At 47.4% G+C, this 12375-nt stretch carries 10 protein-coding genes; 6 read left to right on the forward strand and 4 right to left on the reverse strand.

All coding sequences use genetic code 11. From position 1 onward, the window contains the following. Window positions 1-33: 33 nt before the first annotated feature. A complete protein-coding gene (locus tag KSW37_RS00830) occupies window positions 34-294 on the reverse strand; it encodes a DUF4492 domain-containing protein (protein WP_228112315.1) in 261 nt (86 codons plus the stop codon). Between the two features lie 422 nt (window positions 295-716). On the opposite strand from KSW37_RS00830, the gene KSW37_RS00835 reads away from it, so the two are divergent. Beyond that, complete coding sequence (locus KSW37_RS00835; protein ID WP_217313067.1) at window positions 717-1085, forward strand: MmcQ/YjbR family DNA-binding protein; 369 nt, start codon at window positions 717-719, stop codon at window positions 1083-1085. A 3-nt stretch (window positions 1086-1088) separates the two neighbouring features. Here the strand turns inward: KSW37_RS00835 and KSW37_RS00840 are convergent, their stop codons facing one another. Beyond that, entirely contained in the window at window positions 1089-1538 is a 450-nt protein-coding gene (locus KSW37_RS00840; RefSeq protein ID WP_022121689.1) for a cupin domain-containing protein, read from the reverse strand. Between the two features lie 344 nt (window positions 1539-1882). Between KSW37_RS00840 and KSW37_RS00845 the strand changes: the two genes are divergently transcribed. Next, window positions 1883-2251, forward strand: coding sequence for a winged helix-turn-helix transcriptional regulator (locus KSW37_RS00845; protein ID WP_217313066.1), 369 nt, complete (start codon window positions 1883-1885; stop codon window positions 2249-2251). Between the two features lie 187 nt (window positions 2252-2438). Continuing rightward, a complete protein-coding gene (locus KSW37_RS00850) occupies window positions 2439-4229 on the forward strand; it encodes a 1-deoxy-D-xylulose-5-phosphate synthase (protein ID WP_217313065.1) in 1791 nt (596 codons plus the stop codon). Between the two features lie 172 nt (window positions 4230-4401). Here the strand turns inward: KSW37_RS00850 and KSW37_RS00855 are convergent, their stop codons facing one another. Next, window positions 4402-4980, reverse strand: coding sequence for a hypothetical protein (locus tag KSW37_RS00855; protein ID WP_217313064.1), 579 nt, complete (start codon window positions 4978-4980; stop codon window positions 4402-4404). 396 nt (window positions 4981-5376) lie between these two features. On the opposite strand from KSW37_RS00855, the gene KSW37_RS00860 reads away from it, so the two are divergent. Genes KSW37_RS00860 through KSW37_RS00870 form a run of 3 tightly spaced genes read left to right on the forward strand, consistent with a single transcriptional unit; the run spans window position 5377 to window position 10712 of the window. Beyond that, window positions 5377-6447, forward strand: coding sequence for a metallophosphoesterase (locus tag KSW37_RS00860; RefSeq protein WP_217313063.1), 1071 nt, complete (start codon window positions 5377-5379; stop codon window positions 6445-6447). 41 nt (window positions 6448-6488) lie between these two features. Next, on the forward strand, window positions 6489-9290 hold the full coding sequence (locus KSW37_RS00865; RefSeq protein WP_217313062.1) for a TonB-dependent receptor: 2802 nt from the start codon (window positions 6489-6491) through the stop codon (window positions 9288-9290). A gap of 33 nt (window positions 9291-9323) precedes the next feature. Next, window positions 9324-10712, forward strand: coding sequence for a hypothetical protein (locus KSW37_RS00870; protein WP_217313061.1), 1389 nt, complete (start codon window positions 9324-9326; stop codon window positions 10710-10712). A 460-nt stretch (window positions 10713-11172) separates the two neighbouring features. Here the strand turns inward: KSW37_RS00870 and KSW37_RS00875 are convergent, their stop codons facing one another. Further along, complete coding sequence (locus KSW37_RS00875) at window positions 11173-12375, reverse strand: uracil-xanthine permease family protein (RefSeq protein ID WP_117691623.1); 1203 nt, start codon at window positions 12373-12375, stop codon at window positions 11173-11175.

The raw sequence follows: 12375 nt of genomic DNA on the forward strand, positions 1-12375 counted from the left end.
TCTTCTGATAATATAGGATTGAAATTCAGAGTCTTATCTGTTGAGAATTTCCTTGGATACGAAGCCAGCCTTGTCTCCGTTCTTGGCATTCGTATTGATAAAATCTGGAAAGAAAAAGAGCTTGAGCACCAGGAAGATGATGGCAAGCTTGATGAGGATGACAGCCCACAACGTCTTGCCCAGGGTCATCGTCCTGAAACCATCGTAATAGAGATGGAAAATCCGGGACAGCAGTCCTTGTTTCATCGGTTTTACATCCGTTTTCATCAGGTTTTTATCCTTTTTCTTCTGCATAAGCACTCCTTCTTAAAAAATCTGCTGCAAATCTACAATAAAATTATGTAACTACCAAATGTTTTCTTGAAAAAGTTACAAAAAAAGTTGCTTTTAGATATCCCATAAGGGAGTTCTTTTAAAGTTTTTCTTTTTAATTTCATCTGTTTATCCATCAAAAAGTAATCTATCTTCTCTAAAAACTCTCGTTTTATTCCTTTATGTTAAAATCTTCTCCACAAAAATCGCCTATCTTTGCAGTCTCATTACAAGAAAAAAGTTCTAATAATCTTTGTGCTTTAAAGAGAAAACATCGTAGAATTCGTTGTGCTGGAAAATCTGATGTTTTTTTATGGAATAAGTCTTGCCGTTTCATCAGAATTTATTATCTTTGTCCCCTAAAACATAGAAAACATATTAATCAGGAATAATCAGAAGAAATAATGAATATAGAATCTGTTAGAGAGTATTGCCTCTCGCTCCCCCTCGTAACCGAGGCTTTTCCTTTTGATGAGCGGACCTTGGTGTTTCGCATTTTGGGCAAGATATTTGCCTGTGTTGACCTGGAGCGCCCCGAGTGGGTTACGATGAAATGTAATGCCGATTACGCCCTCGAACTCCGGGAAGTGCATCCCGAAATAGAAGGCGCATGGCATTGGAATAAGAAATACTGGAATCAGGTAAACCTTTATGGCACGCTGGAAGATGATTTCGTCCAGGCCCTGATTCGCCACAGCTATTCCGAAGTGGTGAAGAAGCTCAAGAAACAGGAAAGGCTTGAGCATCCTGAAATCATGGAGGTGGTGGAGTAGTTTCTACCACTCCACTTTATCGTTGAGAATCACGCCGTCGGTTGCATCTTCGGCTGTAAAGGTTTCGGCCTTATACTGCACGCAGAGCATCACGAGTGGTTCTGTACCGTTGTTGCGAACAGAGCGCTTGCCGGCTGGTGCTACTCTCACCACGCTTCCCTCCTGAATAGGGAATACCTTGCCATCTACCTGGAACTCGCCCTTGCCGCTGAGGAAGAAATACAGTTCCTCGTGGTTCTTGTGGGTGTGGAGGAATCCTGTCTCTGTGCCAGGAGCAAAGCTTTGGAATGAGAACTCACCACCAGTAGCGTTCACGCTCTGACCTCCGAATACCTTTCCGGGAATCTTAATCTCAGGACCCATCTCTAAGGTGTAATCCTTGATTTCACTCATCTTGCCAAAATCTGTGGCTGTGAAGTTTTCAGCCTTTGCAATAATCTTTGTTTCTTTCATCTTGTCTGTTATTTTTAAATGTTTATATTTCTTTTTTTATTTCACTTTATGTTATTTCTTTTTGTGAATTTGTGAATACTTCTCCTTTCAGTTTTAATTTCTGAATTGCGCTGCAAAGATACTGCAAAAAACTGGTTCCTGCAAGAGGGCACTTGGGGGTAAGATGGTTACTGGGAGGTAACTATTGCGTGGGAATGGGAGTAAGAAAAATGAAGCGTTAACTTAGATTAACTTGGTATGTTTGGTATCTTTTCGGATATTAGTTACTTTTGTAGCCTATTGCAGAATATTGTAGAGTTTTGCAGAACATTATAGATTATTGTAGAATATAAAGAAGATAGATTATGGGAAGAATGATAAAAGAAATGGTAGTACAGGACTGTCCCATCCGTAACGTTCTGGCGCGCGTTTGCGACAAGTGGTCGCTACTGGTAATCTACACCCTGAAATATCATCAGGATGGCCCCCTCCGGTTTAATGCCCTGCGTAAGCAGATTCCAGATATTTCGCAGAAAATGCTTACCAGCACGTTAAAATCGTTGGAGGTTGATGGCTACGTTACCCGCAAGGCTTATGCCGAAGTGCCGCCAAGAGTGGAGTATTCTCTCACACCCCGTGCTGAAACCCTTATTCCTATTATGGATCATCTGATAGAATGGGCGCTGGATAACATGGCTGTGATTCTGAAGGATAGGGATAAGGCAGCAGGCTGATTTCCAAGATGAGTTTTCCTGAAGAATATTCCAAGATGAGTTTTCCTGAAGAATATTCCAAGATGAGTTTTCCGGAAAATCATTCATTTTTTCTGTAGTTGGGGTAATGCGTGTTTTCGGGAATTTTCGTATCTTTGCACTCGGAAATCATGATCATCATATAATCATAACTATAAGTATAAAAAATATGTATATTGAGAAAATAAAGTCGCCAGCCGACTTGAAGAAGCTGGATTTGAAGGAACTGCAGGTGGTGGCTGATGAAACCAGACAGGCTGTGCTGAACCGTGTAAGCAAGCATGGCGGTCATGTGGGACCAAATCTCGGATTCGTGGAGGCTACCGTGGCGCTTCACTACGTTTTTAATGCGCCAAAGGATAAGCTCGTGTTTGACGTAAGCCACCAATGCTATCCGCATAAAGTACTCACCGGACGAGCTGCGGGATTCCTCGGCGATGTGGATGACATGAATGCCATTTCTGGCTATTCTTCTCCTGCCGAATGTCCGGAGTATGACAATTTCGAGGTGGGGCATACTTCCACTTCCGTGAGTCTTGCCACCGGTTTGCAGAAGGCGCGCGACGTCAAGGGTACCGATGAGAACATCATCGCCATTATCGGCGACGGATCCCTTTCTGGCGGCGAGGCTTTCGAGGGACTGGATGAGGCTTCGGAACTCGGTACGGGCATCATCATCGTGGTGAACGACAACGAAATGTCTATCGCCGAAAATCATGGCGGAATCTACAAGAACTTGCGTGCCCTGCGCCAGAGCAACGGTACCTGCGAGCACAACTGGTTCAAGGCGTGGGGCTTTGAATACAAGTATCTGGAAGAGGGTAACGACATCGAAAAACTCATCCAGGTTTTCGAGAGCGTGAAGGATACGGATAAGCCTACCGTGGTTCACATTCATACAGAGAAAGGTCATGGATTTGCGCCAGCCGTAGCCAATAAGGAGGCATGGCATTGGGGAATGCCTTTCAATCTGGAAGACGGTTCGCGACCAAGAAGGAATGCCGATGGAACCCTCCCGGAGGTTGCTCCAACAGAGGATTACGGCACTTTATTCTCCGACTGGATGCTGGGCGAGATGAAGCAGGATAAGACCCTCATCGCCGTAACCGCCGGTACTCCTACCGCAGGTGGCTTTACTGCCGATAAGCGCCAACTGGCTGGCAAGCAGCACATCGATATGGGAATCGCCGAAGAGCAGGCGGTGGCGATGATTTCGGGAATGGCAAAGGGTGGACTGCATCCGGTTTGGACCGTTTACAGCACCTTCATCCAACGTACCTACGACCAGATTGCGCAAGACCTCTGCATCAATTCCAACCCAGCCGTAATCAACGTGGTAGGAGGCGGAGTGAATTCGATGAACGACATCACCCACATCTGCCTTTTCGATATTCCGATGCTCTGCAGCATTCCGGGGCTCATCTATCTGGCTCCAACCACCTGCGAGGAGTATTTCGCCATACTCCGCTGGAGCATTCTGCAGGATAAGAAACCTATCGCCATCCGCGTGCCAAGCAATGGCGTGGTTCATACGTCAGAAGCTGTTGATGCTGAGTATGGTTACGAGGCAAAGTATAAGGTGATGCACCAGGGCGAGAAGGTGGCAGTCATCGCCGCCGGTTCGTTCTATCAGAAGGGCGAGAATGTAGTCCGCCTGTTGGCTGATAAGGGCATCGATGCTACGCTCATCAATCCCCGTTATCTGAATGAGGTGGATGCCGAAGTGCTGGATAGCCTGAAGGCAAACCATCAGTTGGTGGTAACCTTGGAGGATGGTTCGAAGGATGGCGGATTCGGCGAGCGTATCGCCTCTTACTATGGCACTTCAGAAATGAAGGTGATGGTGGGCGGCATCAGGAAGGGACTCTACGACAGATACGATGTGCAGCAGTTGCTTTCGGATAATCGCCTGCTCGATGAGCAGATTGTGGAAGACGTTTTGTTAGTGATTAATGATTAGTAATTAATGATTGGTAATTAATTATTCATGATTAGTTATTAGTTAGTCGGCATAGTTAGTTTTTATTTAACGAGAAATCCAAGCCGGAGAATGAACTCTAGCTTGGATTTCTTCTGTTTTATCATCGAATGTTTGTCTTAATCTCATCTTAATCTTCATCCCAGTCATTATCTCAATCATCGTCATCGTCATCATCGTCATCATCCCAATCTCTATCGTGCTTCCACTTCTTCTTGTCGTGCTTCCACTTCTTGTCGTGCTTGTGATGCTTGTGATGCTTGTGATGCTTGTCCGGCTTTCCTGGTCCATAAGTTACATGGGTTCCGCCTGGCCACCCCGGTCTTCCGTAGCTGCACTCAGGGCGAGGGCGGCGCTTGTCGTGTCCCCAGTTATGCTTTGGATACTTGGTGTAAATATGGTGAACATACACATGATTCTGCCAGCCGATAGGGCGATAGAAATAGTAAGAGTCCTTGAATCTTTTCCATTGTCTGGCGGTCATCATGCGCTTGAGCTGCTTGTTGCGATAATGCCAGCCGTAGGCATCAATGTCGCGATAGCTGCGGATGCCATTGAGATAATTGAGATTGATGTTCAGGATGCTGTTGCGCTGAACGCTGCTCAATCCCAGTTCCACCACCATCTTATCTGTGATAAAACGGGCTTCTGCCTGAATATTTGTCAGTCTCTGAGCATTCATAGATGTAATCATCATCCATATTGCTACCAATGTCATAATCATTCTTTTCATAACTATCTTCTCTTTAAAGGGTTATTACTGCATTTATTTTACTTGAAGAGGCTACTTGGTGCCGCAATCAACTTTTTGATGGTGCAAAGAAAGTGCAAACGAGCACAATGAAAGCTTGCTTTCAAATTGTCGAGTGCAGCCTTTCTTCTAACGTAGTGCAAAGATAGAGAGAATAGCTGAAAACAACAAGGGGAAAACCATAATCTGATGTATGATTTTCCCTAAAAGCATCGGGGGAAACTCCCGTAATAAGATTGTAGTATCTTTTATCTGCTAATTAAAATCCTTGTAACCTCTTTGACACAAAATACCCCTACCTTTGCACCCGAAATTTAACAGGTATTACCTCGAAAGGGGAAATCTTTAATAAAAGTATTATAGTCAGATAAAGAAAAAATGGAAAAGAAAGTATCGGGTAAGCATAGCAGCATGAATGGCTTTGCTATGATGAAAGGTAGAGTAGTTACTGTAGTTTTGGCTTCGGCTTTATTGTTGGGCGGAAGCTTGACTGCACAGGCTCAAAACGCAGCATTAACAACCTGTTCTCAGAGTGCAGCAACCGCAATTCCGCAGAATCCAAACTGGAAGGCGAATGCTGCCGAATGGCAGAAACTGAAGGGCGAAATCACCCTCTACATGACCAATGACATGGGCCGCAACGGCTACTACGACCAGAAGCCTATCGCCGAACTGATGGGCGAGATGGCGGGCACGGTAGATCCGGAATGCGTACTTGCCGTGGGCGACATCCACCATTTCAATGGCGTGGCTTCCACCCAGGACCCTCTGTGGCTTACCAATTACGAATGGGTTTATTCTCATCCCGACCTGATGCTCAACTGGTTCCCGGTTTGCGGAAACCATGAGTATCGTGGTAATACTCAGGCTTTTATGGAATACGGAAAGGTGAGCCGCCGCTGGATGATGCCTGCCAAATATTACACCAAGGTATTCGACCACAAGGGAACCACCGTGCGCGTCATCTTCCTCGACACCACACCCCTCATCGATTCTTACCGCAAGAATCAGGAAATCTATCCTGATGCCTGCAAGCAGGATGCAGAGGCTCAGCTTTCATGGCTCGACGAAACCCTGAAGAATGCCAAGGAAGACTGGGTCATCGTGGTAGGCCATCATCCTATCTACGCCTACACCACGAAGAAGGAGAATGAGCGCCTCGACATGCAGAAGCGCCTTCTGCCTATCCTCCATAAATATAATAATGTGGCGATTTATGCCTGCGGTCACATCCACAACTTCCAGCATATCCAGAAGAAGGGCGACAACATCGACTACGTAGTCAATTCCTCTTCATCTCTGGCTCGTCCTGTGAAGCCTATTGATGGCACCGTGTTCTGTAGTCCAGCCGATGGTTTCTCTGTATTTACAGCAGATAAGAAGCAGCTCAGAATGTCGATGATAGACAAGGATGGAAAAATCATCCACACGATTACAAAAAGTAAGTGAAGAGTGAAGAACGAAGAGTGAAGAATTCAATAGCGATATAGATGAAAAGATTTTTATTGAGTGCGGCGCTTCTTGCCGCAGCGACTACCGCCATCCAGGCACATACGCTGGATGGTATAGTCAAGGATAACAAAACGGGCGAACCCCTCATCGGAACCGTAATCCGAGTAAAGGAACTGCCCAACGTGAGTACCACCACCGGACTTGATGGTACTTTCACCCTGCATGAATTGCCTGATAAAGGCAAGTTTACCATCATCGTTTCCTACATGTCGTACAAGACCAGGGAGATGGTAGTGGATGTGGCTAAGAAAGACAAGGTGGATATTCCGATGGATGAAGACCAGAAGCAGTTGGGCGAAGTGGTGGTTACCGGTCATCGTGAATACCGCAGCGACCGCAGCGCCATAGAAACCGTGAAGAATGCCGGCAATGTGCTCAACGTGATGAGCCAGCAGAGCATCCAGCTTTCGCCTGATGTCAACGTGGCGAGCGTTCTGCAGCGTGTATCGGGTGTAACCATGGAGCGTGATGCATCGGGCGAGGCTTCCTACGCTATCCTCCGAGGCATGGACAAGCGCTACAACTACACCCTGGTGAACGGCGTGAAGATTCCTAGTCCGGATGATAAAAACCGTTACATCCCATTGAATATCTTCCCTTCAGATCTGATGGACCGCCTCGTGGTTTCCAAGTCTCTTACTGCTGATATGGAAGGCGATGCAGCCGGCGGCGTGGTGGATATGGTGATGAAGGATGCCCCATCCCACTTTCAGATTCAGGCGAATGCAGCCATCGGAGCAAGTGATTATTTCTGGAAGAATGGCAGAGATTATCTTACCAGCAACCGCTCTGATTATACAAAGAAATCTCCTTACGAGGCTTTCGGAAAAGACTACAAGGCGCAGATGAGCGATTTCAAGAACGGTCCTGTTCAGTTGAAGAGCCATTCTCTTCCTGCTCCTAACTTCATAGGAGGTCTGAGCATCGGCAACCGCTTCTGGAACGACCGCCTGGGCGTGATGCTTGCCGGAAGCGTTCAGAATGTTTTCCGTGGTACAGAGCGCACCTACAATTCCGTAAAGATGGCTTCGGGCGAGCAGGCCATGTACATTTCCAATCTGCAGCATCGCTACTATAGCATCCACGACCTTACTGCGGGTGCTCATGCCAAGTTCGACTTAACCCTGCCTGGCCACAAGCTGGAATGGTACAACATGTATGTGCGCACCAATTCCAAGGGTACCAGATACAACAATAGCGTCAATACTGAATACATCGGAGCCGACAGCTACACGCAGGATGATGAGGTGCGCTCTCTTTCAACCACCCAGAGCATCTTCGCCACCAACCTGAAGGGTACGCATCATCTTACCAAGGATTTTACCGTAGATTGGTCGGGCGTGTTCTCGCAGGCTAAGGAGGAAGATCCGGATAGAACCTACGTTACCCTGACGAATACCGTGAGCAGAAAAGCCGAGAATGGCAGCGATGTCGTTTCGGGGTCCATCTGGGAAGGCGACAAGAACATCACCAAGACCCTGCCTAAGAGTGCCGAACGCCGATTCCAGCACAACAAGGATACCGACTGGGCGGGTTACATCAACCTCTCTTACGATACCCATTTTGCCAACTCTGTGGAGGCTCTCTGGAAGGCGGGCGCACAGTATCGCAGAAAGGAGCGCAGCAACAGATATTATTCTTACATCTTCAATCCTGCCGACATCTCGCAGCGATTGGATGGCAATGGAATAGACCAGTTTGCTCACATCGATTGGGTTTGCAAGACTCCTTATTCTCAGGCTTCTCAGCTCAACTACGATTCCAAGGAGCACATCGGCGGAGCCTACGCCATGGTAACCCTGAAGAGCGAGGTGGGCGAACTGAATGCCGGTTTCCGAGCCGAGCACACCAACCAGATTTACACCATGCTCCAGCATTTCCGCAACATGGGACAGGTGGGCGAGCAGAGCTACTGGGATTATCTGCCATCGGCATCCATCAAGTGGACGCCAACCAGGAAGATGAACGTGCGTCTCTCTTACTATCGCTCCATCAACCGTCCGGGCTTCTACGAGATAGTGCCTTATCAGATTCAGGGCGAGGAGTATCAGGAAAAGGGTAATCCAAACCTGAAGCGTGCCCGCATCGACAACATCGACCTGCGCTGGGAGTGGTTCCCAAGCAAGACCGAACAGATTCTTGCCGGCGTATTCTATAAGTATCTGAAAGACCCTATAGAGCAGGTGTTCGTAACATCGGATGGCAAGATTGGCGCCGGAACCGATGCCTACTACATGCCGGATAACCTGGGTAATGCCAAGAACATGGGCTTCGAAATTGATGTGATCAAGTACATCCGCCACTTCGGAGTAAAGGCGAATTATACTTACACCCATTCTGAAATCACCACCTCGAAGCGTGAGTACCAGGAGGGTAGTGCTGAGTATAAGACGGGTGTGACCCAGACCCGTCCGCTGGTTAACCAGGCCCCTCATACCGCCAACATCTCCTTATTATATAAGGATACGGAGAATGGCTGGAATGCGCAGCTGGCCTCTTCCTTCACGGGCACCAAGCTTGCCCTGGTTTCTCCCTTCAAGGATGCCGACCAGTGGGACAAGGCGATGTTCGGTCTCGACCTGAGTGCCGAGAAGCAATTCAAGAACGGCATCTCCATCTTCTTCAAGGCAAACAATCTGCTCGATGCCAAGCGTGAGAGATACTTGAAGACCGTGAACAAAAGCAACCTGGAGTATGAGGGACAGAAGAGCGATAAGACCATCGTCGGTACTTATAAGTACGGCAGAACTTTCCTGCTGGGAGTAAGATACAAGTTATAAAGGTAAAAAGGTAAAAAAGTAAAAAGGTAAAAAATGAAAAAGATAAATACTTTTGCTGCTTTGCTGTTGATGGCAGCAGCTGCAATGTTCTCTACATCTTGCGAGAACGATAATATCAATCCATACGATTACGTGAATAATGGCGGTAATGGAAGTAATGAGAACCAGGGTTCTGAAAATACCTTTACAACGAAGGTGGCAGAATATCCTGCCGGTTCTGTGGTTTGGACCAAGGATACTACCCTGAGCCAGAGCGTTGAGATTCCTGTAGGAGCATCGCTCTACATTGAGCCGGGCGTAACCGTTACCTGCAAATCAGAGGTTCAGGTGCCGGTAGAAATCGTGGTATTGGGCAATCTCTATTGCATGGGAACTGCCGAAAAACCGGTAGTCTTTACTTCTGATACCAGGAAGCCTGCTGATTGGGGCGGTATCATCTGCGGATATAATTCAGAGGAGGTGGTGCTCAACCACGTGGATGTGGCCTATGCCGGTGCTACTCCTACCGAGAGTTCAGCTTCTTTCCAGAACAAGCTTTTCAAGACCACCATCGATGGCGGTGTGCCAGCCTTTCACTTCTGTAATGTAAACGGCAAGTTTGTGATGGCAAACAGTTTCTTCCATGACAACTACAACGACCAGACTTACTTTACCGGTGGTAACGGCGTGATTATCAACAATATCTTTGCCGATAGCGGAAATGCAGCCGATGGCGGTGAGGCCATCAACGTAAAGGCAGGTTGCAAGATTGATGTAGCCAACAACATCATCTACAACGCCTGCACCAACGCCTTCAAGCTTTCGAATGCCGGCAATAGCGAGGTGATTCCTCTCTCAGAGATGACCGCCTATAACAACACTATCATCAACTGCGGCTGGCGCCGTTCCAAGAACAAGAAGGGTGGTTCTGTCTGGGTAGAGAAGGCTGCGAAGCCAATCTTCGTGAACAATCTCATCTACGACTCCCGTTTCGGCATGAAGCAGCCAAAGAAGGATGGTGCAGATATGGAGCACAGTCGTCTTACACCAAATTACTACTTTGCATCTACAGAGACAGGCGTAGCACAGATGGCGGAGGATGCAGAACTCGGCATCTGGTTTGATACCGATATCAAGAGCAGCGTGGCTGGTCAGCTCAATCCACTCTTCAAAAACTTCAAGCAGAGCGAGAAGATGAATATCAACTGCGAGATTGATAAAGTGGAGAATGGTGCTCCATTAGCATTCGACAAGAGTTGGAATTTCGATTATCAGGCAGGCAGTCCTGCTCTTTCTGGTGGTGTAACCGATTTTACCCGCCTCTTCCCGCAAGGTCTACCATTCTTCGGTATGAAGCAGGTGAATTTCCTGGATAAGAATAACGACCAGAACTATTACTTCGCCGCCCCATTGCCAAGCGCAAGATTCGGAGCGAGATTGTAAAAAGCTATTATATATCATAGCGCGATTAAATAAAAAGAGGATGCGTGCAGGCGACAGAGATGTAGCTTGCACGCTTTTCTTGTATAATCGGTTTAGTTCAAGATAGAAACAACGTCTTTTCTTCATCTCTCTTATCTCCTTTCTTCCTTCTTCCTGTATTAATAATGTGTTAATCTCGGGAAAAGTCTTGGTTGATTATAGGATAAAAAGTTCTTTAACCTTATTGAAATCTCCGTTCATAGACGTTGAACCGCGGTTCAGCGTCTATGAACGGCGGTTCAATGTCTTTGAACGGACATTCAACGTCTATGAACGGAGATTTTATCTAAGTATAAATGTTTCTTTTCTTAGTTGAAAGAACAGTTTTAGTAGGTTAAAACCCTTGTTTTACCCCTCTTCTTACTCTAATAAAAAAGCAAAAGCTTTGAAAACGAGATTGTTTTCAAAGCTTTTTCCTTATTTATGCCTCTTTCTTCTTCGTCTTAGGAAGAACGAGGTTGAGAACTACGCCGATGACGGCGGAGAGACCGATGCCGGAAATGGCGAAGGAACCGGATGAGAGAACGGCGCCACCCAAGCCCATCGTCAGCATCACAGAGATGATGATGACATTGCGGGTTTCATTCATGTCTACCTTGTTCTGCATCAGATTCTGAACGCCCACACTTGCGATGGTTCCGAAAAGCAGCAGCATGATGCCACCTAAAACCGCCTGAGGAATGCTCTGCAACAAAGCACTCAACTTGCCCACGATAGAGAAACAGATGGCGGTGGCTGCGGATATGCGAATCACGGCAGGACTCGTTACCTTGGTGATAGACATCGCACCTGTTACCTCTGAATAAGTGGTCTCAGGAGGTCCGCCCAGAAAGGCAGAACAGAGACATGCCAGTCCATCGCCCAACATCGTGCGGTGCAATCCCGGATCTGCCACGAAATCCTTCTTGGCTACGGCACTCACCACATATACATCGCCGATATGCTCCAGCACCGGAGCTATCGCCACGGGCAACATATAGAGGAATGGAGCCCAGGAGAAATGGGTGATGGTATCGAAGGATACAGGACAGGAGAACCATGATGCCGCTGCCACGCCCGAGAAATCTACCTCGCCCATGCAGATGGCGATGACATAGCCTACGATAACCCCCGAAATGATAGGAACCAGCTTCATCAAGCCCTTGCAGAAGGTAAGCACCAGAATAGCGGTGATGAGCGATGCAAAGGCGAGAATCCAGTTGGTCTTTGCCATATCCACAGCGCTGCCCGAAAGGGAGAGACCGATGAGGATGATGGCGGGACCGATGACTACCGGAGGAAAAATCCTGTCCAGCAGTTTCTTGCCCTGCCATTTCACTAGGGCGCTCATGACGAAATACACCAGAGAAACGCTGGTTAGTCCGGCGATTGTTCCCGGCAGTCCCCATTGCTTGGTAGCAGCGATGATAGGGGCGATAAAGGCGAAGGAACTGCCTAGGAAAATAGGCACCTTACCCTTGGTGATGAAGTGAAAAAGAAAGGTTCCTACACCAGCGGTGAAGAGAGCCGTTGCCGGATCGATGCCTATCAGAAGAGGCACCAGAACCGTTGCACCGAAAGCCACAAACAGGAATTGTACTCCCACCAGGGTTTTCTTGGTCATAGAAAGTTGTTCTGTATCCAT

This window comes from Segatella copri (assembly GCF_019127135.1).
In the GTDB taxonomy this organism is placed as follows: domain Bacteria; phylum Bacteroidota; class Bacteroidia; order Bacteroidales; family Bacteroidaceae; genus Prevotella.